The 26640-nt window shown below is 72.1% G+C and carries 25 protein-coding genes; 13 read left to right on the forward strand and 12 right to left on the reverse strand.

Annotated elements, in window-relative coordinates; all coding sequences use genetic code 11:
* Positions 1 to 10: 10 nt before the first annotated feature.
* Entirely contained in the window at positions 11 to 2101 is a 2091-nt protein-coding gene (gene tkt / locus ACIQVL_RS42065) for a transketolase (protein ID WP_403478109.1), read from the reverse strand.
* A 145-nt stretch (positions 2102 to 2246) separates the two neighbouring features.
* Here tkt and ACIQVL_RS42070 point away from each other — a divergent pair, with 145 nt between their 5' ends.
* Complete coding sequence (locus tag ACIQVL_RS42070; protein WP_403478110.1) at positions 2247 to 3143, forward strand: helix-turn-helix domain-containing protein; 897 nt, start codon at positions 2247 to 2249, stop codon at positions 3141 to 3143.
* Positions 3144 to 3198: 55 nt separating this feature from the next.
* Here ACIQVL_RS42070 and ACIQVL_RS42075 read toward each other — a convergent pair whose 3' ends face one another.
* The 4 genes from ACIQVL_RS42075 to ACIQVL_RS42090 form a co-directional block, all read right to left on the reverse strand.
* The gene (locus tag ACIQVL_RS42075) at positions 3199 to 4608 is read right to left on the reverse strand and encodes a glycoside hydrolase family 16 protein (RefSeq protein ID WP_403440361.1); all 1410 of its coding nucleotides are present in this window, start codon (positions 4606 to 4608) and stop codon (positions 3199 to 3201) included.
* 242 nt (positions 4609 to 4850) lie between these two features.
* Complete coding sequence (proS, locus tag ACIQVL_RS42080; protein WP_403478111.1) at positions 4851 to 6263, reverse strand: proline--tRNA ligase; 1413 nt, start codon at positions 6261 to 6263, stop codon at positions 4851 to 4853.
* Positions 6264 to 6521: 258 nt separating this feature from the next.
* Positions 6522 to 7061: an AAA family ATPase gene (locus ACIQVL_RS42085; RefSeq protein WP_403440365.1), complete on the reverse strand. Its 540-nt coding sequence runs from the start codon at positions 7059 to 7061 to the stop codon at positions 6522 to 6524.
* Between the two features lie 261 nt (positions 7062 to 7322).
* Entirely contained in the window at positions 7323 to 8570 is a 1248-nt protein-coding gene (locus ACIQVL_RS42090; RefSeq protein WP_403478112.1) for an Ig-like domain-containing protein, read from the reverse strand.
* A 337-nt stretch (positions 8571 to 8907) separates the two neighbouring features.
* Here ACIQVL_RS42090 and ACIQVL_RS42095 point away from each other — a divergent pair, with 337 nt between their 5' ends.
* Positions 8908 to 11577 (forward strand): FAD/NAD(P)-binding protein, encoded by a 2670-nt coding sequence (locus ACIQVL_RS42095; RefSeq protein WP_403478113.1) that lies wholly within the window; start codon positions 8908 to 8910, stop codon positions 11575 to 11577.
* A gap of 88 nt (positions 11578 to 11665) precedes the next feature.
* Here ACIQVL_RS42095 and ACIQVL_RS42100 read toward each other — a convergent pair whose 3' ends face one another.
* From ACIQVL_RS42100 to ACIQVL_RS42115, 4 genes are all read right to left on the reverse strand, one after another.
* Entirely contained in the window at positions 11666 to 12097 is a 432-nt protein-coding gene (locus ACIQVL_RS42100; protein ID WP_403440373.1) for a DMT family transporter, read from the reverse strand.
* Between the two features lie 50 nt (positions 12098 to 12147).
* Positions 12148 to 12468, reverse strand: coding sequence for an SMR family transporter (locus ACIQVL_RS42105; protein WP_351716761.1), 321 nt, complete (start codon positions 12466 to 12468; stop codon positions 12148 to 12150).
* Between the two features lie 138 nt (positions 12469 to 12606).
* Positions 12607 to 13263 carry a DsbA family protein gene (locus ACIQVL_RS42110; protein WP_403478114.1) on the reverse strand — a complete coding sequence of 219 codons (657 nt, stop codon included), beginning with the start codon at positions 13261 to 13263 and terminating at the stop codon, positions 12607 to 12609.
* Entirely contained in the window at positions 13260 to 13748 is a 489-nt protein-coding gene (locus tag ACIQVL_RS42115) for a nucleoside deaminase (RefSeq protein WP_403478115.1), read from the reverse strand. Before ACIQVL_RS42115 ends, ACIQVL_RS42110 begins: the two co-directional genes overlap by 4 nt.
* A 215-nt stretch (positions 13749 to 13963) precedes the next feature.
* Between ACIQVL_RS42115 and ACIQVL_RS42120 the strand changes: the two genes are divergently transcribed.
* The 9 genes from ACIQVL_RS42120 to ACIQVL_RS42160 all read left to right on the forward strand — a co-directional run bounded on the left by ACIQVL_RS42120 (position 13964) and on the right by ACIQVL_RS42160 (position 22079).
* A complete protein-coding gene (locus ACIQVL_RS42120) occupies positions 13964 to 14413 on the forward strand; it encodes a MarR family winged helix-turn-helix transcriptional regulator (RefSeq protein WP_403440381.1) in 450 nt (149 codons plus the stop codon).
* A 455-nt stretch (positions 14414 to 14868) separates the two neighbouring features.
* Positions 14869 to 16347: an AMP-binding protein gene (locus tag ACIQVL_RS42125; RefSeq protein WP_403478116.1), complete on the forward strand. Its 1479-nt coding sequence runs from the start codon at positions 14869 to 14871 to the stop codon at positions 16345 to 16347.
* A complete protein-coding gene (locus ACIQVL_RS42130; RefSeq protein ID WP_403440385.1) occupies positions 16344 to 16601 on the forward strand; it encodes an acyl carrier protein in 258 nt (85 codons plus the stop codon). The genes ACIQVL_RS42125 and ACIQVL_RS42130 overlap by 4 nt, the downstream gene beginning before the upstream one ends.
* A 94-nt stretch (positions 16602 to 16695) precedes the next feature.
* Positions 16696 to 17070, forward strand: coding sequence for an ectoine synthase (locus ACIQVL_RS42135; RefSeq protein ID WP_403440387.1), 375 nt, complete (start codon positions 16696 to 16698; stop codon positions 17068 to 17070).
* An 83-nt stretch (positions 17071 to 17153) separates the two neighbouring features.
* Complete coding sequence (locus ACIQVL_RS42140; protein WP_403478117.1) at positions 17154 to 18314, forward strand: acyl-CoA dehydrogenase family protein; 1161 nt, start codon at positions 17154 to 17156, stop codon at positions 18312 to 18314.
* A gap of 26 nt (positions 18315 to 18340) precedes the next feature.
* A complete protein-coding gene (locus ACIQVL_RS42145; protein ID WP_403478118.1) occupies positions 18341 to 19027 on the forward strand; it encodes a transglutaminase family protein in 687 nt (228 codons plus the stop codon).
* Between the two features lie 46 nt (positions 19028 to 19073).
* Positions 19074 to 19883: a maleate cis-trans isomerase gene (locus tag ACIQVL_RS42150; RefSeq protein ID WP_403440394.1), complete on the forward strand. Its 810-nt coding sequence runs from the start codon at positions 19074 to 19076 to the stop codon at positions 19881 to 19883.
* On the forward strand, positions 19880 to 20116 hold the full coding sequence (locus tag ACIQVL_RS42155) for a DUF6253 family protein (RefSeq protein ID WP_403440397.1): 237 nt from the start codon (positions 19880 to 19882) through the stop codon (positions 20114 to 20116). Before ACIQVL_RS42150 ends, ACIQVL_RS42155 begins: the two co-directional genes overlap by 4 nt.
* A gap of 175 nt (positions 20117 to 20291) precedes the next feature.
* Positions 20292 to 22079 carry a sulfatase-like hydrolase/transferase gene (locus ACIQVL_RS42160; RefSeq protein ID WP_403440400.1) on the forward strand — a complete coding sequence of 596 codons (1788 nt, stop codon included), beginning with the start codon at positions 20292 to 20294 and terminating at the stop codon, positions 22077 to 22079.
* Here the strand turns inward: ACIQVL_RS42160 and ACIQVL_RS42165 are convergent.
* The 3 genes from ACIQVL_RS42165 to ACIQVL_RS42175 are packed head-to-tail and all read right to left on the reverse strand — an operon-like array spanning position 22072 to position 24611.
* Positions 22072 to 23412: a lanthionine synthetase LanC family protein gene (locus ACIQVL_RS42165; RefSeq protein ID WP_403478119.1), complete on the reverse strand. Its 1341-nt coding sequence runs from the start codon at positions 23410 to 23412 to the stop codon at positions 22072 to 22074. The genes ACIQVL_RS42160 and ACIQVL_RS42165 overlap by 8 nt on opposite strands.
* A gap of 9 nt (positions 23413 to 23421) precedes the next feature.
* Positions 23422 to 24195, reverse strand: a complete 774-nt coding sequence (locus ACIQVL_RS42170) for an IclR family transcriptional regulator (protein WP_403440405.1) — start codon at positions 24193 to 24195, stop codon at positions 23422 to 23424.
* Positions 24192 to 24611 (reverse strand): MarR family winged helix-turn-helix transcriptional regulator, encoded by a 420-nt coding sequence (locus ACIQVL_RS42175; protein ID WP_403440551.1) that lies wholly within the window; start codon positions 24609 to 24611, stop codon positions 24192 to 24194. Before ACIQVL_RS42175 ends, ACIQVL_RS42170 begins: the two co-directional genes overlap by 4 nt.
* A 228-nt stretch (positions 24612 to 24839) precedes the next feature.
* Here ACIQVL_RS42175 and ACIQVL_RS42180 point away from each other — a divergent pair, with 228 nt between their 5' ends.
* Both ACIQVL_RS42180 and ACIQVL_RS42185 read left to right on the forward strand, forming a co-directional pair.
* Complete coding sequence (locus tag ACIQVL_RS42180; protein ID WP_403440408.1) at positions 24840 to 25757, forward strand: SDR family NAD(P)-dependent oxidoreductase; 918 nt, start codon at positions 24840 to 24842, stop codon at positions 25755 to 25757.
* Positions 25757 to 26632: an amidohydrolase family protein gene (locus ACIQVL_RS42185; protein WP_403478120.1), complete on the forward strand. Its 876-nt coding sequence runs from the start codon at positions 25757 to 25759 to the stop codon at positions 26630 to 26632. Before ACIQVL_RS42180 ends, ACIQVL_RS42185 begins: the two co-directional genes overlap by 1 nt.
* Positions 26633 to 26640 lie beyond the last annotated feature (8 nt).

Consider the following 26640-nt stretch of genomic DNA (forward strand, 5'->3'; position numbering starts at 1 on the left):
GGCTGGCGAATCAGGCGGTACGGGCGGCCGTGCGGGACTCGCGGGCCGCCGCGGCCACGTGCTCGGCGGTGAAGCCGAACTCGGCGAACAGGGTCTTCGCGTCGGCGGAGGCGCCGAAGTGCTCCAGGGAGACGATCCGGCCGGCGTCGCCCACGAAGCGGTACCAGGTCAGGCCGATCCCGGCCTCCACGGCGACCCGCGCCCTGACGGCCGGCGGCAGGACGCTCTCGCGGTACTCGCGGGGCTGCTCCTCGAACCACTCCACGGACGGCATCGACACCACCCGGGTGCCGATCCCCTCGGCCTCCAGGAGGTCGCGCGCCTCGACGGCGAGGTGCACCTCGGAACCGGTGGCGATCAGGACCACCTCCGGGGTCTCGGTCGACGACTCGCGCAGCACATAGCCGCCCTTGGCCGCGTCCGGGTTCGGCGCGTACGTCGGCACGCCCTGGCGGGTCAGCGCGAGCCCGTGCGGGGCCGGGTGGGTGGCGTGCCTCTTCAGGATCTCGGCCCAGGCCGCCGCGGTCTCGTTGGCGTCGGCCGGGCGGACGACGTTCAGGCCCGGGATGGCGCGCAGCGCGGCCAGGTGCTCGACCGGCTGGTGGGTCGGGCCGTCCTCGCCGAGGCCGATCGAGTCGTGCGTCCAGACGTACGTCACCGGGAGCTGCATGAGCGCCGACATGCGGACGGCGTTGCGCATGTAGTCGGAGAAGACCAGGAAGGTGCCGCCGTAGATCCGGGTGTTGCCGTGCAGGGCGATGCCGTTCATCTCGGCTGCCATCGAGAACTCGCGGATGCCGAAGTGGACGGTACGGCCGTACGGGTCGGCCTCGGGCAGCGGGTTGCCCTTCGGCAGGAAGGAGGAGGTCTTGTCGATGGTGGTGTTGTTGGAGCCCGCGAGGTCGGCGGAGCCGCCCCACAGCTCGGGCAGCACCGGGCCGAGCGCCTGGAGGACCTTGCCGGAGGCGGCGCGGGTGGCGACCGCCTTGCCCTCCTCGAAGACCGGGATCTCGGACTCCCAGCCCTCGGGGAGCTGGCCGGCCACGACCCGGTCGAAGAGCCGCGCGTGCTCCGCGTTCCCGGTCCGCCACTCGGCGATGCGCTTGTCCCAGGCCGCGTGCGCCTCGGCGCCCCGGTCCAGGGCCCGGTGGGTGTGCGCCAGCACGTCGGCGTCGACCTGGAAACTCCGCTCCGGGTCGAAGCCGAGGACGCGCTTGGTGGCGGCGACCTCGTCGGCGCCGAGCGCGGAGCCGTGGGAGGCCTCGGTGTTCCGGGCGTTCGGGGCCGGCCAGGCGATGATCGTGCGCATGGCGATGATGGACGGCCGCTCGGTCTCCGCCTGGGCCGCCTTCAGGGCCGCGTGCAGGGCGTGCACGTCGACGTCGCCCTCGGCGGTCGGCTCGATGCGCTGGGTGTGCCAGCCGTAGGCCTCGTACCGCTTGAGGACGTCCTCGGAGAAGGCGGTCGCGGTGTCGCCCTCGATGGAGATGTGGTTGTCGTCGTAGACGAAGACCAGGTTGCCGAGCTTCTGGTGGCCGGCCATCGAGGAGGCCTCGGCCGAGACGCCCTCCTCCAGGTCGCCGTCGGAGACGATCGCCCAGATGGTGTGGTCGAAGGGGGAGGCGCCCTCGGCGGCCTCGGGGTCGAAGAGACCGCGCTCGTAGCGGGCGGCCATGGCCATCCCGACGGCGTTGGCGACGCCCTGGCCGAGCGGCCCGGTGGTGGTCTCGACGCCGGCCGTGTGCCCGTACTCCGGGTGGCCCGGCGTCTTCGACCCGTGCGTCCGGAAGGCCTTGAGGTCCTCCAGCTCCAGCTCGTACCCGGCGAGGAACAGCTGGGTGTAGAGGGTGAGCGAGGTGTGCCCGGGGGAGAGGACGAAACGGTCCCGGCCCGTCCACTCGGGGTCGGCCGGGTCGTGGCGCATCACCTTCTGAAAGATCGTGTACGCGGCCGGGGCCAGGCTCATCGCGGTGCCGGGGTGCCCGTTGCCGACCTGCTGTACCGCGTCGGCCGCGAGAAGGCGCGCCGTGTCCACGGCCCGCCGGTCGAGGTCGGTCCACTCGAAGCCGTCGTCGACGCCTACCGATGTCTGCGTGCTCATCTTCAAGAAGTCCTCGTTCGAAGCGTTCTGGCTGACCTGACGCGTTCAAAAGTAAAAGTCTGACTTTTGGGAGGGAAGGTCGGGGTGTGTCAGCCTGTGGTGAAAGTGGGACACGGATCTTCGACAGGGACGGCACGAGAAGGACATGGCGGACAGAACGCCCGACGGGGCGGCCGACGGTGACGGAATCAGGACCTTCCCCTTCCCGGTGGATCTGAGCGTCGGCGGCGTCGGCATCCAGGTCGGCCCGATGGGGACGGAACGCCTGTGGCACGCCGACGCCCCCCTTGAGCGCGTCCACCGCATCGACTTCCACGTGGTCATGCTCTTCACCGGGGGCCCCGTCCGCCACATGATCGACTTCGCCGAGTACGAGGCACACGCCGGCGACCTGCTGTGGATCCGCCCCGGCCAGGTGCACCGCTTCTCGCGGACCTGCGAGTACCGCGGAACCGTCCTGACCATGCAGCCCGGATTCCTGCCGCGCGCCACCGTCGAGGCGACCGGCCTCTACCGCTACGACCTGCCGCCCCTGCTGCGCCCCGACGCCCCGCAACTCGCCGCGCTCCAGGCCTCGCTCGCCCATCTGCAACGCGAGTACGAGGACACCCAAACCCTCCCCCTGAGCCTGCACACCTCGGTGCTGCGGCACTCCCTGACGGCGTCTCTCCTGCGCCTCGCCCATCTCGCGGCCACCTCGGCGGAGGCGGCCCGCCGCCAGGCCGACACGACCTTCACCCTGTTCCGGGACGCGGTGGAGAAGGACTTCGCCGCAAATCACAGCGTCAGCGCCTACGCCGACAGCCTCGGTTACTCCCGCCGCACCCTGGTCCGCGCGGTCCGCGCCGCCACGGGGGAGACCCCCAAGGGCTTCATCGACAAGCGGGTCGTCCTGGAGGCCAAGCGCCTCCTCGCCCACACCGACCTGCCGATCGGCCGGGTCGGCGCGGCGGTCGGCTTCCCGGACGCGGCGAACTTCTCCAAGTTCTTCCACCTGCACACCGGGCAGACACCGGTGGCGTTCCGGGCGGAGCTGCGCTGACACGGCGACGGCGCCGGAGGGAGACCCCTCCGGCGCCGCGTGGACCCCTCGGCCGTCAGTGGCCGAAGTCGAACCAGTTCACGTTCACGAAGTCCGCCGACTGGCCGCTGCTGAAGGTCAGGTAGACGTCGTGGGTGCCCGTCACCGAGCTGATGTTGGCCGGGACGGTCGTCCAGGTCTGCCAGCCGCCGGTGTTGGCGACCGAGAAGCTGCCGACGGGGGAGTTGGAGGGGCTGTCGAGGCGGACCTGGACCTGGCCGCTCACCCCGGCGGCCGCGCCGCTCGCCACCCGGGCGTAGAACTGGGTGGCGGCCGTGGAGCCGAAATCGACGCCCTTGTAGAGCGCCCAGTCGCCGTTGGCCACGTACCCGATGTCCTGGCCGCCGCCGGTGTCGGTGGTGGTCTCGGCGGTGACACCGGACTGGCTGTCGTAGGACTCCGCCTGGATGGCGCTGTACGCGTCACGGTTGCCGGTCGGCGGGGTGGTGGTACCGCTCCCACTGGCCGACAGCACCTGGACGTAGTCCACGACCATCGGGTGGCCGGACTCGGTGGCGCTGGTCGGACCGCCGCCGAAGGCGTCCGGGAAGCCGCCGCCCATCGCCACGTTCAGGATCACGAAGAAGCCGTGGTTGGTGGCGTTCGCCCAGGTGGTGGCGTCGACCTGACTGGACGTCACCGTCTGGTAGTTGACGCCGTCGACGTAGAAGCGGATCGCCTCGGGGCTCACCGAGCGGTCCCACTCCATGGTGTAGGTGTGGAAGCCGGACTGGCAGGTGGTGTTGGGGCAGGCCGTCGAATTGCCCAGGCCCGTCGTCTCGTTGCAGGGGCCGCCGGGGTTGGTGCCGCAGTGCATGGTCGCCCAGACCTTGTTCAGGCCCTGCACGTTCTCCATGATGTCCAGCTCGCCGACGCTCGGCCAGTTCTGGTAGTTGCCCCGGTAGGGCGCGCCCAGCATCCAGAACGCGGGCCAGTAGCCGTAGGCGGCGGTGCCGGTGACGTTCGGCATCTGGATGCGGGCCTCGACCCGCAGCTTGCCGCCGGCCGGGGGCTGGAAGTCGGTGCGGGTGGTCTCGATCCGGCCCGACGTCCAGTTGCCGGCCGCGTCCCGCACCGGCGTGATCTTCAGGTTGCCGCTGCCGTCCAGGGCGACGTTGGTGGTGGACGACGTCATCGTCTCGACCTCGCCGGTGCCCCAGTTGGCGGCGCCTCCGGGATAGGAAGTCCCGGTGTCGTACTGCCAGTTGGAGGTGCTGACGCCGGTGCCGGCCGAGCCGTTGAAGTCGTCGAGGAAGACCTGGCTCCAGCCGGACGGGACGGAGGGGGCCGAGGCGTTGGCGGGGAGCGCGGCGGTCGTGGCGGCCGCCACCGCCAGGCCCATGGTGGCGAGCGCGGCGAGCAGGGCACGGCGCAGCGGGCGCCGCCGTCTGTGGTCCGCAGGGGATATACCGGAGGTTTCACTCATGGGGGTGCCTCTCGGGTACGGAGGGGGTGCGCGGGTGGGTCTCCGGGAGCGCCCGGAGCGGCCGGGCCGGTTGAGAGCGCTCTCAAAGTGGGCCCAATGTGCTCTCCGTGCCTGCGGCCGTCAAGAGTTAAAGCAAGGAATCTCCTTGTTTCTCAACCGAGTTCAGGTGGTGAAGTCGCTCGCCGGGCGACCGGGCAGGCCGACGACCAGCGCGTCACCACGGTGCCGTCGAACTGCCGGGGTCAGTAGGCGCGTGCCACGACAGCGACGTTCCCCGGCTGGTCGTCGCGCTCGGGAACGGAACCGTCCGCGGCGACCAGACACCGCACGGTCACTCCCTGTGCGGCGAGCCTCGCCTCGCCCTCCAGACCCAGCGTCTCCCAGGCGATGCGCGCCCAGCCGGTGCTCGCCGCCTCCGCGGCCTCCTCGACCGTGGTCACCTCGACGGTGCGGTCCTCGCGCCGCGCACGGGACTGCGCCAGCAGAAGCGCCTGGTCGTCCTCCAGGACCTTGGGCAGGAGCTCGGACAGTGCCCCGGTCGGCGTCGGCTCCCTGCTTCCCGCCACGCGGCGGACCAGTACGGCCGTACCGCTCCGCACGTCGCGCGGTCCGACCTCGATGCGTACCGGGACCCCCTTGAGCTCCCAGTCGACCGCGCGGCGGCCGAAGGGTGTGTCGACGCGGTCGTCGACGTGTACCCGGATGCCGGCCGTCCTCAGCCGGTCCCCGATCTCACGGACCGTCGCCAGGACCGCGTCGTCGCCCTTGACGGCCACGACGACCACCTGGACCGGGGCCAGACGCGGCGGGACGCGGAGGCCGTCGTCGTCGCCGTGCATCATCACCAGTGCGCCGACCATCCGGGTCGTGGAACCCCAGGACGTCTGCCAGACGTACTCTTCGCGGCCGTCCTTCGACAGGTACCGCGTCGCGAACGCCTTGGCGAAGTTCTGGCCCAGTTCGTGACTGGTCGTCATCTGGAGGGCCTTGCCGTCACCCATCATGCCCTCCAGGGTGAGCGTGTTGATCGCGCCGGCGAACCGCTCCCTGACCGTCTTGCGGCCCGGTACGACGTCCATGGCGAGGACGTTCTCCAGGAAGTCGGCGTACACCTCCCGGTGGATGCGCGCGGCGTAGTCCCGGGCGTCCTCGTAGGTGGCGTGTGCCGTATGGCCTTCCTGCCACAGGAACTCCGTCGTACGAAGGAACACGCGCGGCCGGAGTTCCCAGCGGACCACGTTCGCCCACTGGTTGATCAGCAGGGGCAGGTCGCGGTAGCTCTGCACCCACTTGGAGAAGTAGTCGTTGACGATCGTCTCGGAGGTGGGGCGGACGACGACGGGCTCTTCCAGCTCCTTGCCGCCACCGTGGGTGACGACGGCCAGCTCGGGCGCGAAGCCCTCGACGTGCTCGGCTTCCTTGGTCAGGTACGACTGCGGGATGAACAGGGGGAAGTACGCGTTCTGGGCGCCGGCCGCCTTGATCCGGGCGTCGAGTTCCTGCTGCATCCGCTCCCACAGGCCGTAGCCGTACGGTCGGATGACCATGGTGCCGCGCACCGGCCCGTTGTCAGCCAGTTCGGCCTTGCCGACCAGGTCCTGGTACCAGCGGGGGAAGTCGTCCGCCCGGGGGGTGAGAACGGGTGCCTTTGCCATGGCGCGCAGCGTAGAACGCGGCTGCAACGGGGCGCGAACCGATTACTTCCCGAAGGTAATGCCAGCCGCCTGTCCTTCGGAAGCTCCGCGAGCCGTTGCACCGACGGATCGTCCACGAGCAGGACCTGGTACCCCCGCAGGAACCGGACGTCCCCGATCACCGCGAGCCCTGCCTCCAGCTTGCGGAGCACGGCGGGAGCCGAGCGCGCTCGCCCCGTACCGGGAGGTCCCCGACGGAACGGACCGGCGGCCTCGTGGTCACTGCCAGCCGGCTGCCTGGAGCACGGATGCAGCGACGGCGGGGACGGAGCCGGTGGTGGTGTCCACGGTGAAATCGTGGACCATGGACCGACTGAGGATGCTGTCCAGTTCAGCGGACCGGTCAAGGTGCCATCGCAGTGCTTCGGGCTCGCTGTCGTGGCGGTGGGCCAGACGCTCGTGAATGACCGGCAGTTCGGCCCTCAGCCGGCACACCGTGAGATCGACGCCCACGGCATCGGCCAGCTGCTTGCGCTCGTCGTGTTCCTCGACCACGCCGGCGAGTACCAGGCGTGTGGCTCCCGCATCAAGGTAGTTGGCGGCGGTGCTGCGCAGGTTCCGCAGCAGCATCCCGAAGTTGAATCGGTCACCTGGAGGAGGCGGCCACGACTGGCTCAGCCAGTCAAGGTCGAGCACAGCATGGGGGACTCCGGCCTCGGCGAGAAGGCCACCCACCGCTGCGGCGACGGTTGTCTTGCCCACACCGACGGTGCCGTTGATCAGGAGGGCGCGAGCACGCCGTGGGCTGTCTCCGTGCATCCCGGCATCGTATGCCGAGGCACGCCGACCCCTGACAGGCACGCCTGTCGGTGGCCGCCGACAGACGGAGGCAGGCCCGAACGAGACGAGCTCCTACTGCCATCGCAGCCGACGGCGAGGTACAGGATTTCGACGGGTCGGCGCCCTGTCGGACGGTCCCCGGCATCACCACGTCTGCCCGACCGCAGCCACTGCCGCCTGCCTGAATACCATCTTCGAGCGGGGGCGTCCCAACTGCGGCCAGGCGTTGCGGGGCAAGCCTCAGACCGCGCTGCCCGCCTTCCAGTCCGCCCAGGACAGGTTCCAGCCGTTGAGGCCGTTGGAGGCCTCGACGGTCTTCTCGCCGGAGTTCTTGACGATCACCACGTCGCCGAGGATCGAGCTGTCGTAGAACTTGTAGCCGGCCACCGAGGAGTCGCTCGCGCCCTTGGCGTCGTGCAGGCCCACGCAGCCGTGGCTGGTGTTCTCGTGGCCGAAGACCGAGGTGGACGCCCAGTAGTTGCCGTGCACGAAGGTGCCGGAGGTGGTCAGGCGCTGGGCGTGCGGGACGTCGGAGATGTCGTACTCGTCGCCGAGACCGACCGTGGAGGACTCCATCCGGGTCTGCTTGAACCGCTCGCTGATCACCATGATCCCGGACCAGGTGGTGTGCTGGGCGTTGCCGCCCGAGACGGGGTAGGTGGCCAGGGTGGCGCCGTCCCGCTTGACCACCATCTCCTTGGTGGACAGGTCGACGGTGCTGATCTGCTCGCGGCCGATGTGGAAGGTGACGTCCTTCGACTGGACGCCGTAGACGCCGTCCGAGCCCTCCACGTCCTTCAGTTCGAGGCTCAGCGTGATCTTGGTGCCCTTCGCCCAGTACGTCTCCGGGCGGAAGTCGAGCCGGGTGTCGCTGAACCAGTGCCCGACGATCTCGACCTCCGGCTCGGCGGTCACCGTGATCGCTTTCTGCACCGCCGCCCGGTCCGCGACCGCATGCGTGAAGTTGATCGACACCGGCATGCCGACGCCGGACGTGGAGTCCGCCTCCGGCGTGAAGTAGCCGATGAACGTCTCGCCGGGGGACTTCGTGGTGAAGGTGGCCACGGTCTCGTCGGCCGCGCCCTGCGCCTTCGCCGTCACGGTGTACTTCGTGCCGGAGAAGGGGTTCTTCGCCGACGTCCACTTCGTCTTCGCGTCGTTGAAGGTCCCCGCGAGGGCCGACCCGTCGTTGCCCGCGACGGTCACCGAGGCCAGCGTGCCGTCGGCCACCGTGACCTCGACCGGGGTGGTGAAGTCGGCCTTCGTGGTGCCGGAGACGGGCGTGACCGTGATCGTCGCCTTCTTGGTCGCGGACTTCACGGAGGCCGTGGCACCCTTGCCGCCGGTGCCGGCCGAGGCGTCCGCGGAGGAACTGCATCCGGCCAGCGCCGCCCCCGCGGGCACCGCGCCGAGAACCGCGAGGATCCCGCGCCGGGACCACTTCCCCGGCTGCCGTCCGGACCCGTTCGATATGTGCTGGACGCCCACGACACGCCTTCCTGACTTGTCCACCTGTGTCAGGGCATCCTGCGTCGGTTGTATGGGTGGTTCCTTTGAATCACGGGGGTGCCCGCTGAGATTCCGATGAGGAGCCCGCAGACCACCCTGCGCGGTCACGGGCAATCCGCTGCGGACCGGGGCGAGTCGGCCGGAACCCGGGTTGTCCCGCCCGCCGATCGTGAACAGAGTATGAACGCCCGACCGGCGGCCTGAGTTTCCCGTGAGATCACCTGCCCGGCCTGGCTTCCCCACCTGTCCGATCGGAATAGTTCGGAACAGTTCGGAACAGTGCAGAAGCAGTAAGCCGACCCGCCGGAGGTATTCCGTGACTGACGTCCGCAAGCGGCACACCGTGGCCATCGTGGGAGCAGGCGCGGCGGGCACCCTCACCGCCGTCCAGCTCTGCGAGACGGCGCACCGCCGCCGGACTCCGCTCGACCTCGTCCTGATCGACCCGGCCCCGGAGGCGGGCCGCGGCACCGCCTACGCCACCCGCGACCCCCGGCACCGGCTCAACGTGCCCGCGGGAAACATGAGCGCCTACCCCGACGACCCCGGGCACTTCGTCCGCTGGCTCTGCCGGCACGGTGAACCCGCCGTCACCGGCGCCGACTTCGCCACCCGTTACCGCTTCGGCGCCTACCTCGCCGACACCCTCGGCCAGGCCGTCGTCCGCGCCCACGGCACGGTCGCCGTGCGCCGGCTGCGCACCCTCGCGGAGAGCTGTACCGGCACCCCCGACGGCCGGGTGGAACTCCACCTCGCCGACGGGGGACCCCTGGCGGTGGACAGCGCGGTCCTCGCCACCGGCCCCGCCGGGGCGAGCGCCGGCTGGGCCCCGCCCGCCCTGCGCTCCTCGCCCCGCTTCGTCGGCAACCCGTGGGCGCCGGAGGCCCTGGACCGGGTACGGGACAGCCCCGACGACGTGCTCCTGGTGGGCACCGGCCTGACCGCCGTCGACCTCGCCCTCACCCTCGACCGCCCCGGCCGCACCGTGCACGCGCTCTCCCGCAGCGGGCTGCTGCCCCAGCCGCACGCCCTCGGCCCGGCGGGCGCGATGCCCGCCCCCGACGGCCTGGACGACACCTCGCTCGGCCGGCTCCGGCGCGCGGTCTACCGCCATGTGAGCCGTTCGGTGCGCACCCACGGCGACTGGCGCCCCGGCCTGGACAGCCTCCGCCCGCACACCGCCCGGCTCTGGCGCAGCCTCACCCCCGAGGAGCGCGAGGAGTTCCTGGCCCGCGAGGGCGCGCTGTGGAACACCCACCGCCACCGCATGGCCCCCGCCACCGCCGAACACGTCTCCCGTGCCCGCACCGCGCGGCGCCTGCACGTCCACACCGGCACGGTGCTGCGCGCCACGGAGACCGAAGCCGGCCCGCTGGCCGTCGAGTTGTCCGACGGGCAGGTGCTGCAAGCCGGTTGGGTGGTGGACTGCACCGGCCCGGGGCGCCGCCTCGACGCCCCCCTGTGGCGGGCCCTGTTCGCCGCCGGTCTGGCCGCCCCCGGCCCGCTGGGCATGGGCGTGGCCACCCACGACGGACAGCTCGCCGACACCCGGGACGGCATCGCCGGCCCCCTGTACACCCTCGGTGCCCCGCGCCGGGGCGAGTTGTGGGAGACCACGGCGATCCCCGAGATCCGCGTCCAGGCGGCCGAGCTGGCCCAGCGGCTGCTGCCGCTCCCGGCGCGCCGGCGGGGCTCGCGGCGGCCGGTGGACGGTCAGGGGCTGCCGCTGTCCACGCACGCCGAGGCGGCCACCGCCTACCGCAGCGGCCTGGACCGGGTCCTCAAGGTGCGCTCCGGTGCCGAGGACGCCTTCGCCCGCGCGGTCGCCCTGGACCCCGGCTTCGCCCTCGGCCACGCGGCCCTCGCCCTGCTCGGCCACGAGTGCGCCGCCGCCGTCGACGTGCCCCGCGCCCTCGCCGACGCCCAGCGCAGCGCCCGCGAACGCGCGGACGAACGCGAGCGATCCTTCGTGGACGTGATCACCCGCCGGGTGACCGGTGACGACGGCGACGAGGCACTCGTACGGCACCTGCGCGCGCACCGGGGCGACGCGCTGGCGCTCGCGGCGGCCGTGCCGACCATCGCCTTCTCCGGGGTCAGCGACCTGCAGGACGACGACGCCCTCAGGCTGCTCGACCTGACCTCGCCCGCGTACGACGGGCACTGGTTCCACACCTCGCTGCTGGCCTTCCTGCGCCAGGAGCAGGGTCGGCTGCACGAGGCGGGCGAACTGGCCCACCGCGCGCTGGCCGCCGAACCGGCCTCCGGGCACGCGGTGCACGCCCTGGCGCACGTCCACTACGAGTCCGGGGCGCACGAGGCGGGCCGGGACTGGCTCGACGGCTGGGTGTCCGGACGCGGCCGGGGGGCGGTGCACCGAGCCCACTTCTCCTGGCACATCGCCCTGCACGAACTCGCCCTCGACGACCCGGATGCCGTCCGCAGGCGGTGGTTCGCACAGCTCGCGCCGGGCCGGGTGGTGAGCGGGGTACGGGCCCTGGTCGACTCCGGGTCGCTGCTGTGGCGGGCCCGGGTGAGCGGCAGCTGGCAGGGCGACTTCCCGGTCGCCGGGGTGCTGGAGGCGGTGCAGCGCGACGTGCTGGAGCGGCCGCAGACCGCGTTCACCGCCCTGCACGCGGCCGTCGCCCTCACCGCCGCCGGGGACCTGGCCGCGCTGCGCCGGCTGCGCGATCACGCCGCCGGCGCCGACGACGTGCAGCGCGAGGTGATCGCCCCGCTGTGCGAGGCGTTCGCGGCGCTCGTCGAGGAGCGTTTCCAGGAGGCTGCCCGGGGGCTCGACGCGCTGCTGCCGGTGCTGCGCCGGGTCGGTGGCAGCGCGGCCCAGCGGGAGGTGGTGGAGGAGACCCTGCTGTACACCCTGGTGGCGGACGGGCGTTGCGAGGCGGCACGGCGGCTCCTCGACGCCCGCCTCGACCGCACCCATGCCCCGCGCGACCGGCGGCTGCGGGCGGGGCTGGCCTCCTGAGCGGCCGGAGGCCCGGGGCGGCGGCCGCGCGGCCGCGGGCCGTCGCCGCTCGTCGGCGGCGACGGCCCGGAACCTGCCCGGCGCCCCGTCAGCGCTCCGCGCCCTGCGTCTCCTGCAGCCGGGCGTCGGTCGTGCGGGTGTCCTGAACGGTGTCGAGGGGCTCCGGGGTGTCCTGCGGCCGGTCGGCGAGCTTGAGCCACACCACCCCGACGATGATGACGCCCAGCCACAGGGCCTGGACCGGGGTGAGCGACTCGTCGAAGAAGACGGGGCTCAGCAGTGCCGCGCCGGCCGACCCGATCCCGGCCCAGACGGCGTAGCCGATACCGACGTCGATGGTGCGCAGGGAGACGCTCAGCGCCCAGAGCGTCAGCAGGAAGAACACGACGGCGACCAGCGACCACGTCAGGCGGGTGAAGCCGTGGCTGCCGCCGACGGAGAGCGCGTAGCCGACCTCGAACCCTCCGGCGAGGAGAAGTACGAGCCAGGCGTTGGCTGAGGAGCGGCCGGTGTTGGGCATGGGAGTGCGTCCTTTCACGGAAACGGGGGGGCGGGCGGCGGCGGGGTTCCTCAGGCGGCACCGCTGAGCTGCAGGCCGACGACCCCGGTGATGATCACGGCGATGCCGAGGGCCTTGCGCCAGTCCAGGCGCTGGCCGAAGACGGCTGCGCCGAGCAGGGTGATGCCCACGCCGGCGACGGACGTCCAGATGGCGTAGCCGACACCGACGTTGAAGGTCAGCAGGGCCTTGCTGAGGAAGTAGGTCCCGATCGCACCGCTGAGCAGGGTCACGACGGTCCACTTGCGGTTCTTGAAGCCTTCGGCCTTGCCGGCCGCGATGGCCACGGTGATCTCGAAGATGTCCGCGATGGCGAGGTAGAGCCACTGCATGGGCTTTCCTTTCGTTCGATGGGCGCGACCGAGCGGTGGTCCGCCGGGACGTGAGGTGGTGGTGCGGCCGGCTGCCGGGAACCCGCTGCCGGGCCGGACGGCGGTCCGTCTGCAGCCGTCGGTTCAGCAGTCGTCGGTTCAGCAGCCGTCGATGCCGCAGGCGGCACCGCGGGCGACGGCCTGTTCGGCCTGGGTGTCGAGCACGGCCTTGCGGACCTGGGCCGCGGTGGGCACGCCCTCGATGCGGTGGCTCTCGCCGATGACGAGCGTGGGCACGACGGAGACGCGGTACGCCGCGGCGGTCCGCAGCGCCGCCCGGTGGGACTCGGTGTAGGTCCCGTCCGTCAGCGCCGCCGTGAAAGCGGCTTCGTCCAGGCCCAGTTCGGAGGCGACGGCGGCGAGCACGTCCAGCCTGCCGATGTCCCGGTTCTCCTGGAAGAAGGCCCGCAGCACCCGCGGGGTGTACTCCGCGCCCCTGCCGTGCTCGGCCGCGTACCGGTAGCCCTCGAACGCCAGCCGGGTGTACGGCTGCGGTGAAACCGTGGGCAGGGTGATGTCCACGTTCATCCGGCGGGCCATCGGATAGACCGAGCGGGCCCAGATCGCGGGCAGGTACTCGTCCTCCGGCCGCAGCGTCGGGGTGGGGTGGGGCCGCAGTTCGAACGGCATCCACTCGATCTCGACGTCGAGGTCGTGGGTCGCCTCGTGCAGCGGGCCCTCGGCCAGCATGCAGAACGGACAGACGTAGTCCGACCAGACCTTGATGCCGACCCTGCTGGTTTCCGTGCCGGTCACAGCCGCCTCCGGTTGCGGGCGAGGAATTCTTCGAACGGCTGCGTCCCTTCCGGGAGCCGCAGCGAGGTGACCTTGATCTGCCAGTCCGCCGGGTCCTCGGCGAAGACCGAGTACGACCCGGAGTAGTCGAAGCCGTACCGGGCGGCCGTCCTGCGGTCGGCCACGTGGACGATGTGGCCGACCCGGAAGTACAGCGACGCCATGTAGCACAGGGCGCACGGTTCGCCGGAGGCGATCAGTGTGGCCCCGGCGGTGGCGTGCAGCCCGTGTTTGGCGGCGGCGGCGCGCAGCGCGACCACCTCCGCGTGGGCGGTGGGGTCGCTGTCCTCGTGCACCCGGTTGAAGCCGGTGCCGAGGACCTGGCCGTCGTTGACCACCACACCGGAGAACGGGATACCGCCCTCGGCGACGTGTTCGCGGCTGATCCGTACCGCCTCACGGGCGTACTCGGCCAGCTCGCTCTCCGGGATCTCGGTGGGTGACATCGTCGCTCCTCGACTCGGATGGACATGTGGAGCCGGAGCACAACGGACGGGCTGAGCCCTTGGACGCGTTGGTGCCGGGCATGAGACCCTCGATAGTTGTTTGTACGTGCATGTTTTTCGCCTGCGCAAGATCCACTGGACGGATCGAGCGAACGGCTAAAGCTTGCATGAACATGTATCTTGTTGTCAACGCGCCGCCTGAGAGGGAGCTGCCCATGACGACCACGATCACCTATGCGTCGGCCGCCTCGTCCGACCAGGCCATGTGGGGGAGGGTCCTCGCCCTGCACGCGCACGTGGAGCGCCAGCTCACCCAGGCCCTGCAGCGCCGGCACGGCATAGGCCTGTCCGAGTTCCGGGCCCTGGAGTGTCTCGTGCAGGCCAAGGACGGCGAGCTGCGCATGCAGGAACTCGCCGACAAGGTCGGGCTCGGGCAGAGCTCGGTGACGCGCCTGGTGGGCCGGCTCTTCGCGGCCGGCTTCGCGCTGCGGGACCTGTGTCCCGACGACAAGCGCGGCGTCTACGCCGTCATCACCGACGACGGCAGGCGGCGCTACACCGACGCCCGCGGTACCTACTCCGAGGTCCTCAGTGCGGCGCTGAACACCGCCGGCGGCACCGCTGAGCTGGCCGGTACCGTCCAGGCGCTGCGCAGCGCCCTCTGAGCCCCGTCGCCGCACCGTCCGGCCCCGCCCGGACGGAACCCGCCGGGAACCGCCTGCCGAAAGCCGTCCTCCGGGACGGCTTTCGGCGTTCGCGCTTCCGGCGGCCGGTGCGCGGGTGAACTCCCGGCTGCGTGCGGCGCACCTTTCCTTAAGCGTTGCGACACCTCGGCGAAAGCCGTTTCAACGGTCTGAAACACATAGTTCATCAAGCAAACTTGACGCTCTCATATGCGCGATGACCGGTGATGTGCATCACTGATGCCGGGCCCATTTACATGCTTGACTCTGCATGCATCGCATGTACGGTTAGTCGCGGATCGATCACGGGGGAGTGATGCGGAGCCGGCCGAGCTGATGGCTGCCGGGCTCCGCGGGTTCTTGGGCGCGACTCTGGCGCCGTCACCCCCCTGGGCATGTCGCTGTCACATGGACAGGTGCACGAAGTGGGGGAAACTATGCCATCACCACGCCTTTTCGACGCGCTCGAAGCGCACGCCCGGCGCCGGCCCGACCAGGTGGCCCTGGTCCGCGGCGGGCGCCGGGTGACCTACCGCGAGCTGGTCGGCCTCGCCGAGGACCTGGCCGCCGCCCTGGAGGGACTCGGCCTCGACCGGCGGCAGCCGCTGTGCGTGCCCGCACACAAGACGCCGGAGACGATCGCCCTGGTCATCGGCGCCTTCAGGGCCGGCCACGCGGTCCTGGCGCCCTCGCCCGAGCTGGGCCCCGCCGCCCGTGCGGAGCTCGCCGCGCAGGCCCGGTGCTCCCGGACACTGACCGTCGACGAGCAGGGGGTGCTCGACACCGCCCCGGTCACGCCCGACGAGCAGGCCGCCCGGGACTTCGACGCCGTGGACCCCGCGGCCGCACCCCTGCTGCTCACCACCTCCGGCTCCACCGGTACGCCGAAGATCGTGCCCGTCCCCGGCGACGGCTTCGACCGGTTCGCCGACTGGGCGACCGGCCGGTTCGGCCTCACCGAGCAGGACACGCTGCTCAGTTACGCACCGCTGAACTTCGACCTCTCCCTGCTCGACGTGTGGACCGCCCTGCGGCTGGGCGCCCGGACCGTCCTCGTCGAGCAGGAGTCCAGCGCGGACGCCCGCCACCTGCAGGACCTGCTCGCCCGGCACGAGGTCACCTTCGTCCAGGGCGTGCCGATGCTGCACCGGCTGCTCGTCCAGGACGGTGCCGTGCATCCGGCGGTCCGCACGGTGATCTTCACCGGCGACGCGCTGCCGCAGACACTGCTGCGGCAGCTCGGCACGGCCTTCCCCGGCGCCGGCTTCCACAACGTCTTCGGGTGCACCGAGACGAACGACAGCTTCGGCCACGAAGCCGACCCGGCGACCGCCGGCGAGCGCACCCCCATCGGCCGGCCGCTGCCCGGGGTGCGGGCCCTGCTGCTGGACGGCGAGGGCCGGGTCCTCGACGGCCCCGGCACCGGTGAACTCCTCGTGACCACACCGTTCCAGACCGCCGGCTACCTGCAACGCTCCCGCAACGAAGGGGTGTTCGTGCCCGCCCCCGACGGCGGCGACGAGGTCTTCTACCGCACCGGCGACCTCGTCACCCGGGACGCCGACGGCCTGCACTGGCTGCAGGGGCGCACCGACTTCCAGGTCAAGGTCCGCGGGGTGCGGACCAACGTGCAGGAGGTCGAGAACGTCCTGGCGGCGCACCCCGAGGTCGCCGAGGCCGCCGTGGTGGCGATCCCCGACCCGGAGGCCGGCTACCGGCTGCACGCCCAGGTGACGCGGCGGCCCGGCACCACGCTCACCTCGCTGCGGCTGCGCTCGCACAGCGCCGAGCGCCTGCCCCGCCACGCCATCCCGTCCTCGGTGCACGTGGGCGACGCCCCGCTGCCGCGCACGTCCACCGGGAAACCCGACCGCAACCTCATCAAGGCAGCACGACAGAAGGGAAATCCCGCATGACCACCCTGGCGGACGAAATTCGCGGCTATGTCGTCGCCGAGTTCCTCGACGGAGAGGACACGGAAGACCTGACCGCCGAGTTCGACCTCATCGACAACGGAGTGGTCGACAGCCTGGGCGTGGTCCGGATCGTTTCGCACCTCTCCCGGACCTATTCGATCCCGATCGACGACATTCCGCTGACCCCGGACAACTTCCGCAGCATCGGCGCCATTTCGGCATTCGTCGAGACCGCGACGAAGACCGCCGCCTGAACCCGGTTCCGGATTTCCGCGGAAAACCCGGAATCCCCCCGGAGCGCCGTCAAAAGATCCTCCGGAAGCACCCCTCACACCCAAGGAGACAGCAATGATCGTCCGCAGCACCAGCGAGCTCGCCGCCGTCGAGTGGGGCAACGGCACCAGCCACCGCCTGCTCACCGAGGCCGACGGCATGGGCTTCACCGTGTGCGAGACGCTGGTCCGCAAGGGCACCACGAGCGCCCTGCAGTACCGCCGCCACCTGGAGGCCTGCTACTGCACGGGCGGTTCCGGCGAGGTCGTCACCGCGTCCGGCGAACGCTACAAGATCGCCGAAGGCACCATCTACGCCCTCGACGAGAACGACGCGCACTATCTCGTGGCCTCCGACTACGAGGACCTGAGACTCATATCCGTGTTCAGTCCGGCCCTGCGCGGCGACGAGAAGCACACGCTGTCTCCCGACGGCTTCTCCCAGTACTGAGTTCCGCGACCCGGGGCCCGTCCCGCCGGCGGCGGCGCGGGCCCCGGCCCCGACCAGCGACGTACCGGAAGGCAGCACAACGCATGACACCCGCACCGTCCGCACCGCGGACCACCGGCACCGACACCGGACCGGACCCGTACACCCTCGTCGCCCCCTGGGCGGACGAACTCAACCACGACGTCGAGGAGTGGGACGCCCGGGCGGAGTTCCCCTGGGAGAAGTGGAAGACGATCCGGCGCTCCGGACTGCTCACCGTCCCGTTCGAGACGCGGTACGGCGGCCGCGGCGGCACCCTGGCCGACACGATGCGCGCCCTGGAGGGCCTCGGGCACACCTGCCGCGACGCGGGCCTCGGTTTCTCCGCCTCCACACAGATCGTCAGCGTCGGCGTCCCGCTGCAGGCGTTCGGCTCCGAGGAGCTCAAGGACCGCTTCCTGCCCCGGATCGTCACGGGCGAGCTGATCACCGCGCACGCCATCACGGAGCCGGGCAACGGCTCCGACGCCCTGAACATCTCCACCACCGCGACCCGGGACGGCGACGACTACGTCATCGACGGCGGCAAGACGTTGATCACCAACGCCCCGATCGCCGACCTGTTCCTGCTGTACGTACGCACCGGCAGGCCCGGCCCGTTCGGCCTGAGCGTCTTCCTGGTCGAGCGGGACACCCCCGGCCTCCGGGTCGGCGAGCCGCTCGGCAAGATGGGGCTGCGCACCTCCCCGCTGAGCGAGGTGACCTTCGAGGGGCTGCGGGTGCCCGCCACCCGGCGCATCGGCCAGGAGGGCGCCGGCTTCCTGGTCCTCGACCACGTGATGAAGCGGGAGATCCTCTTCTCGTTCTCCCTCACGCTCGGCGAGATGGAACACCGGCTGGAGCGCGTCGTCAGGTACGCGAAGTCCCGCCGCCAGTTCGGCGAGCCGATCGGCGCCTTCCAGGGCGTCTCGCACAAGGTCGCGGACATGAAGATCGCGGTGGAGACGGCCCGCAAGTGGCTCACCGACACCGGCGCCAAGGTGGCGGCGGGCCAGGACGCCGCGATCGACGTCGCCGCCACCAAGACCGTGGTCAGCGAGGCCAACAAGCGCACCGCGCTCGACGCCGTCCAGATCTTCGGCGGCCAGGGCTACCTCACCGCCACCGGCATCGAACGGGACGTGCGCAACGCGGTCGGCGGCACCGTCTACTCCGGCACCAGCGAGATCCAGCGCAACCGCATCGCCTCCCTCCTGGGCCTGTGAGCCGGGAGCTGACGAAAGGGTCCACCATGGACGTACTCACCCCGGACGACCTGCGCCGGCTCACCGCGCCCACCGACTTCCTCGACCACGAGAGCGAGGCCGTCCAGACCTTCGTCGACGAGGCGGTCTCCGACCGCGGCGCGGACAAGCGCCGGCTGGCCGTCGAGCTCTACCACGCGGTCCGCGACGACGTCTTCTACGAGGTGTACGGCGCCGACCTGTCCGAGCAGGGCCTGCGCGCCAGCCACACCGCGGCCACCCGCAAGGGCTTCTGCCTGCACAAGTCGGCGCTGTACGCGGGGGCCTGCCGGGCCGTGGGCATTCCCGCCCGCGTCCACTACGGCGACGTGCGCAACCACCTCGCCTCCGACCGGCTGCGCGCCCACATCGGCGGGGACGTCTTCTTCCACGGCCTCAACTCGGTCCACCTGGACGGCAGGTGGGTCAAGGCCACGCCGGTCTTCAACAAGATCCTGTGCCGGCTGTACGGGATGAAGCCGCTGGAGTTCGACGGCACCGCCGACAGCCTGCACCACCCCTTCGACGACCAGGGCCGGCAGAGCATGGAGTTCCTGACCGACCACGGCGGCTTCGACGACGTTCCCTACGCGTTCGTGATGGCGAACATGCGCCGCAAGCACCCCGGCTTCCTGAACGCCGACGGCACCGGCACGGTCCGCGGCGGCTCGCTGGCCGCCGAGGCCTCCGCCTGATGCGGCCCGACCACCCCCGCCCCCCGGACCACGAGGAGACACGGAGATGAGCACCATCCGAGCGCAGCAGGACGGCTGGGAGGCGCGGGCGCGCATCGGCCTGGTCGTACCGCACGCGGACGTCGGCCCGGAGTCGGAGTTCCAGGCGATCGCGCCCGAGGACGTGTTCGTGCACGGCTCGCGCGTCCACTTCGGCGCGATGCGGGCCGGCGGCGAGATGGACCCGAAGATCCCGCACGACCCGGTGCGGGCCTTCGTGGAGCCGCCGCACATCGACGACGCGGTGGAACTGCTGGCCGCCGCCCCGCTGGACGCGATCGCGCTGGGCTTCACCAGCTCCGCCTACGTCCTCGGCGCGGCCGGCGAGAAGGACCTGTTCGCCCGGCTCGCCAGGGTCACCCGCGGGCTGCCGCTGACCGGCACCACGACGGCGGCCGTGGCCGGCTTCACCGCGCTCGCCACCCGCCGGATCGCCCTCGTCAACCCGCCGTGGTTCGACGACCGGCTCTCCGGGCTCGGCGCCGACTACTTCACCGAACAGGGATTCGACGTCGTCCACCACGGCCCGTGCGGGCTGCCCAGCAACCAGAAGCTGATCACCCCCGGGGCGCTCTCCGAGTGGATCCGCACCACGGTCGCCGGGCACCGGCCCGACGCCGTCCTCGTGGCCGGCAACGGCATCCGCGCGGTGGGCGTCGTCGACGCCCTGGAACAGGAGCTGGGCTTCGCGGTCCTGACCGCCAACCAGGTCCTGTTCTGGCACGCCCTGCACCTGGCCGGAGCGGCCGGCACGGCCCACGGGATCACCGGGTACGGCCGGCTGTTCGCCGCCGAGCCGCCGGGCGGCACGGCATGAGCCTGCTCGCGGCCGACGGGCACGTGGCCCTGTTCGTCACCGACGAGGGGGACGCCCGCCGGATCCCCCTGGTCTGCCGGCGCGACGACGGCACCTCGGCGCACGGCATGGTCCTCTACCGGGGCGCCCTGCGCCGGGCCGAGCACGTCCCCGGCTTCCGCCGGTACGCCCACCCCCTGGAGGACGACACGCCCGTGCCCCGCACGGGGGCACCCGAACCGGCACCCAGGTGACCGCGGTCCCCGCCCGTCTGTGATCATTCTGACGTCGCGGAGCGGGAACCTCCGACCCCGGAATTCCCTCTCACGAGTCGAAACAGAGCGTTCACAGCGTGTGCATGGTCCTGGACGGACGACTGCGATCACCATCGGTCCAGGACCATGTGCCGCCGTCACACCGGGGGACCGTATGCCCAGTCGCCGCCGCTTCCTCACCGGGGCCGCCGCCGCGCCCGTCGCGCTCGCGGCGGTCACCGGGTGCGAGGACGGGGACGCGGCACAGCCGGCCGCCGCGCAGCCCCGGCACACCGTCAAACCCGCCGTGGCGGCACCGGCCGCGCAGCACCCGTCCGACCGGCTCAACTTCGTCGTGATCCTCGCCGACGACCTGGGCTACGGCGAGGTCGGCGCCTACGGCCAGCAGCTGATGCACACCCCGCGCATGGACACCCTCGCCGCCGAGGGCCTGCGCTTCACCCAGGCCTACGCCCCCGCCCCGGTGTGCGCGCCCTCCCGCTGCTCGCTGCTCACCGGCCTGCACGGCGGACACGCGACCATCCGCACCAACCCCTGGGGACCCGGCGGCCAGGGCGCCCTCACCGAGAAGGACTTCACGTTCGCCGAGGCGCTCAGGGCGCTCGGCTACCGCACCGGCCTGATCGGCAAGTGGGGCTTCGGCCCCAACGCCCCGGACCAGCCGAGCCACCCCAACGCCCGTGGTTTCGAGGAGTTCTACGGCTACCTCACCCACCACCACGCCCACGACTACTTCCCCGAGTACCTGTGGCACAACGGCACCCGCGACGAGATCCCGGCCAACCAGGCCGGCGCCCAGAAGGTCTACGCCCCCGACCTCATCTCCGAACGCGCCCTGGGCTTCCTCCAGACCCACCGCGACGAGCCGTTCCTGCTCTACCTCGCCCCGACCGTGCCGCACGCCCCCAGCAAGGACCCGCACGTCGGCGCGTACGCCGACCGCCCCTGGACCGGGCCGAACAAGCGGCACGCGGCGCAGGTCACCACCTTCGACACCCTCGTCGGCGACGTCACCGACAAGCTCACCGCGCTCGGCCTCGCCGACACCACCGTGGTCCTGATCACCAGCGACAACGGCCCGCACGAGGAGGCGGGCACCGACCCCGACCTCTTCGACGGCAACGGCCCGCTGCGCGGCTACAAGCGGAACCTGTACGAGGGCGGCATCCGCGTCCCGTTCATCGCCTGGTCCCCGCGGCACGTCAAGGCCGGCACCACCGACCGGCCCACCCCGCTCACCGACCTGCTGCCCACCCTCGCCGAGCTCGCGGGCGCGCCCGCCCCCGCGGACGTCGACGGCCTCTCCATCGCCCCGCTCCTGCGCGGCTCCGCCGATCCCGCCCGCCACGACAGCCTCTACTTCTACCGCAACCACGACGGCGTCACCGCCCGCCAGAACGCCGCGGACCACGGCCGCGGCGACCGGCTCTCCGAGGCCCTGCGGCAGGGCGACCTCAAGGCGATCCGGTTCGCACCCGGCCAGAACCGCCGCGCCCCGGACGACCAGTGGGACGTGGAGCTGTACGACCTGGCCCGGGACCCCGGCGAGGAGCACGACCTGGCCGCCGCCCGGCCGGCCCGTGCGGACGCCCTGGTGAAGCTGATGCACGCGTCATGGGCACCGGCCTACCCCCGCAAGCCGTTCGGCGTGACCCTCGAAGTCGGCGGCGGGGGAACGGAGTTCACGGTGACCGCCACGCTCGCCAACGGCTCCGCCCGCCCCTGGAACGCCGCCCGGCTCGCCCTCGACACCCCGAGCGGCTGGACCGCCCACGCCCGGGACGCCGCCACCGCGCCCCGCCTGGACCCCGGCGAACGCCTCACGGTCCACTGGCGTGTCACCCGCCCCCGGGTCTCCACCACCACGACGCTCACCTGCCGCGGCACCGCCCACCACGGGGACGACGAGGTGACCTACACGGCGACGGCGGCGGTCAGCTGACCGGGGCCGGCCCCTCGCCGCGCACCCGCGCCGGGACCGCCCACCACTGGTCCGGGCGGTCCACGACCGGGGCGTCCGGGCCGCTGTCGAGGTAGCGGGCGAGGCGCAGCAGGTAGGCCGCGACACCCGCCGCACCCTGCATCCACGACGTGCCCGGCGGCAGCAGCGGGGACTCGATGCGGTACTCCACGAAGCGCCAGCGGGCGCCCGCCGCGTCCCTGACCGCCCGTTCCACGAGCGCGTCGCCCATCCGTACCGCGGCACGCACCAGCGGGTCCGCCCCCGGGGTGCCCGCGAGGTCCTGTGCCGCGTCGAGGAGGACGTCCCCGACGCCTGCCGTCCCGCAGCAGCGGCCGTCGTTGTCCCAGAACCCGGGGCGCAGCCGCTCCGGGAGCCCCGAGGCGAGGATCGAGGTCAGGCAGCGCTGCCGCAGCTCCCCGACGGCATGCCCCGCCACCTCGGGGACGCCCGCGTGGGCGAGCGCCGTGAACAGGTGCGAGGTGCCCGCCGGACCGTGGCACCAGGTGTACGTCACCGGTTCCACCTCCCGCTTCGACGGCGGGATCGTGTGCGGGACGACGAACCCGCCGTCCGCGAGCGAGCCCACGGACAGGACGTGGCGGGCCGCGTCCACGGCGGCCGCGACGAAGTCCTCGCGGTGCGTCGCCGCGCCCGCCACCGCCAGGGCGGCGCCCACCCCGGCCGCGCCGTGCGAGTAGTTCGGGCACCGCGACTCGCTGCCCGGCGAGATCCCCCAGTCCAGGCCCGCCGCCGTGCGGTCGGCCATCGCCAGCAGGGCCTCGCCGCCGGTCGTCGCGAGCTGCTCCGCGTACTCGCCGCCCGCCCAGACCGCCGTCATGACCACGCCCGCGACGCCCATGATGATGTCGCTCAGGGGCGCGTCGGAGTCCGGCACGAACGCGGTCGTGGTCCGCCAGCCCTCGGGGGTCGCGAGCTCGGCCAGCCGCCGCAGCGCGGCCGCCTCGCTGCCCGGCGCGAGGAGCCGCAGCGCGGTGGCGTGGCCCGCCAGGCCGAGGTAGAGCGAGGGCTCGGTCACGACGGGGGCCTGCGCCGACAGGCGGTTCACGATCCCGGCGGCCAGTGTCTGCTCGGGCCCGCTCAGCGGCCGGTACCGCGCGATCTCCGCCAGCACCGGGGCGAGTCCGGCGATCCCCGAGTACAGCGAGTCCCGGTCCTCGTCGGGCGCCGGCTCCCCGGTGTCCTCCACCGGCACCGTCTCCGGCAGCCAGGGACCCTCGTCCTCCCGCACCTGTCCCAGCACCCACGTCCAGGCGGCCTCGCCCAGTTCCCGGTACACCTCGCTCGTCGTCACCGGGACACGCTACACGGGCCGCCCCGCCGTCCGGTCCGGCTGCCAGCCCAGCGCCCGGGAGATCCCGCGGGCCGCCAGCCGCACCGCCGGGACCAGCACCGGCACCTGGGCGTCGGCCTCGGGCACCACCACCGAGACCGCCGCGACCACCTGTCCCGTCGCCCCGCGCACCGGAGCCGCCACCGACAGCGCGTCGTCGGTGACCTGCCGGCTGCTCACCGCGGCACCGGTACGCCGGACCTCGGCCAGCGAGCGGCGCAACCGGTCCGGATCCGTGACGGTGTACGGCGTGAAGGACGTCAACCGGCCCGCGCAGTAGTCCTGCTGGAAGCCGGGCGTCTCGTGCGCGAGCAGGGCGAGCCCCACCCCGGTCGCGTGGAGCGGCCAGCGGGCGCCCACCCGGATGTGCACGCCCACCGCCGAACGCCCCGACAGCCACTCGATGTAGACGACGTCCGACCCGTCCCGCACCGCCAGCTGCACGTTCTCGTGCGTCGCCTCGTACAGGTCCTCCAGGTAGGGCAGCGCGACCTGGCGCAGGGCGAGACCGCGCGGCGCCAGCGCGGCCAGTTCCCACAGCCGCAGTCCCACGTGGTAGAAGCCGTCCGTGTCCCGTTCCAGCGCGCCCCACGCGGTGAGCGCGCCGACCAGGCGGTGCGCGGTGGTGAGGGTGAGCCCGGCCCGGCGGCTGATGTCCGTGAGGCTGAGCGCCGGATGCCCGTGGTCGAAGGCGGCCAGCACCGCGAGCAGCCGGTCGGGCGCGGAGCGGGCGGCCGTGGTCACGGCCGGTCGGCGACGCGCAGCAGCAGGGCGTGGAGCGTCGCCCGCTCGGCGGGGTCCAGCGGGCTCAGCAGTTCGTTCGTCACCCGCTGGCCGGCCTCGTCGGTGTCCCGCAAAAACGCCCGGCCGGCCCCGGTGAGCACCACGATCCGGCTGCGGCGGTCGTCGGGGGAGGGGCGCCGCTCGGCGAAGCCCAGCTTCTCCAGGTCGTCGACCAGGCCGACGATCGCGCTCGGGTCGTAGCCGAGCCGGGCGCTCAGCTCCCGCTGGAGCGAGCCCTCGGAGCCGGCGAGGAAACGCAGCACCGCGTAGTGGCGCAGCCGCAGCCCCGACTCCTGCAGGAACGTGTTGAACAACTGCCCCGAGCGCAGCCCCAGGCGGTACAGCAGGTAGCCCGTGTCCGCGTGCAGCCCGCGCATCCACGGCTCGTCCGCGTCGATCGAGGTCGGGTTCTCGGTGTGCTGGCGGGTGATGGCGGGCTCCCTGGTCCGGGCCCCGGCGACGGGGCGGTCTGTCGCACAGATTCCAGCATGAGGCACCCGTAGGATGACAACAACTATTGACGACAACAATTATTGCTCTTAGCTTCGATCTCGAAAGCCGCAGGTGGCCCAGGGCCACCGTCGTCGTCTGCGAAGGGACCGACCGTGCCCACCATCGATCTCACCGGCAAGGCCGCCGTCGTCACCGGCAGCGGCCGGGGCCTCGGCCTCGCCTATGCCCACGCCCTCGCCGCCCACGGCGCCTCGGTGGTCGTCAACGACGTGGACGAGACCGTCGCCGAACAGGCCGTGAAGTCCATCGCCGAGGCCGGCGGCACCGCCGTCGCCGAGGTGGTCCCGGTCGGCACCGCCGAGGCCGCGGACCGGCTCGTGAACCGGGCCGTCGAGGAGTTCGGCCGCCTCGACGTCCTGGTCACCAACGCGGGCATCCTGCGCGACAAGGTGCTGTGGAAGATGACCGACGACGACTTCGACGCCGTCGTCACCACCCACCTCAAGGGCACCTTCACCTGCGCCCGCGCCGCCGCCGTCCGGATGCGCGAGCAGGGCGAGGGCGGCACCCTGATCCTGGTCGGCTCCCCGGCCGGGCAGCGCGGCAACTTCGGCCAGACCAACTACGCCGCCGCCAAGGCCGGCATCGCCGCCATGGCCCGCACCTGGTCGATGGAGCTGGGCCGGGCGGGCATCACCGTCAACGCGATCGTCCCGGTGGCCGCCACCGCCATGACCGAGACCATCCCCGCCTTCGCGCCGTACATCGAGGCCATGAAGAACGGCGAACCGCTCCCCGGCTTCCTGCGCAAGGGCGAGGGCTTCGGCACCCCCGAGGACTGCGCGGCCCTCGTCCCCTTCCTGGCCTCCGAGGCCGCCCGCTCGATCACCGGCCAGGCCATCGGCATCGGCGGCGACAAGGTGGCACTCTGGTCGCACCCCCAGGAGATCCGGGCGGCCTACGCCGACGGCGGCTGGACCCCCGACACCCTGGCCGACGCCTTCCCCACCTCGGTCGGCGCCGAACTCCAGACGGTCGGCATCCCGGCGCCCAAGCTCCCGGAGGCGTGATGGACATCGAGGCCCTCACCGCGATCGACGTCCACACGCACGCCGAGGTCTCCTCCCGCGGGCACTCCTCCCTCGACGACGACCTGCACGACGCCTCCGCCGCCTACTTCAAGGTCGAGGGGAAGCGGAAGCCGACCATCGAGGAGACGGCCGCCTACTACCGGGAGCGGGACATGGCCGCCGTGATCTTCACGGTGGACGCCGAGTCCGCCACCGGCACCGTGCCGGTACCGAACGAGGAGGTCGCGGAGGCCGCCGCGGCCAACGCGGACGTGCTGATCCCCTTCGCCTCGATCGACCCCTTCCGGGGGAAGGCGGGGGTACGGCAGGCCCGCCGCCTGGTCGAGGAGTACGGGGTGAAGGGCTTCAAGTTCCACCCCAGCATCCAGGGGTTCTTCCCGAACGACCGCGCGGTGGCCTACGGCCTCTACGAGGTGATCGAGGAGACCGGCGCCATCGCCCTCTTCCACACCGGCCAGACCGGCATCGGCGCCGGCGTCCCGGGCGGCGGCGGGATCCGGCTGAAGTACAGCAACCCGCTGCACGTGGACGACGTGGCGGCCGACTTCCCGCACCTGAAGATCATCCTGGCGCACCCGTCGTTCCCCTGGCAGGACGAGGCCCTCGCCGTCGCCACCCACAAGCCGGGCGTGCACATCGACCTGTCCGGCTGGTCCCCGAAGTACTTCCCGCCGCAGCTGGTGCAGTACGCCAACACGCTGCTCAAGGACAAGGTCCTGTTCGGCTCCGACTTCCCCGTCCTCACCCCCGACCGGTGGCTCGCCGACTTCGCGAAGCTGCCGATCAAGGACGAGGTCCGGCCGAAGATCCTCAAGGAGAACGCCGCCCGACTGCTCGGGCTGACCAAGCCATAAGGGGCCGC

This window comes from Streptomyces sp. NPDC090499 (assembly GCF_044769305.1).
In the GTDB taxonomy this organism is placed as follows: domain Bacteria; phylum Actinomycetota; class Actinomycetes; order Streptomycetales; family Streptomycetaceae; genus Streptomyces.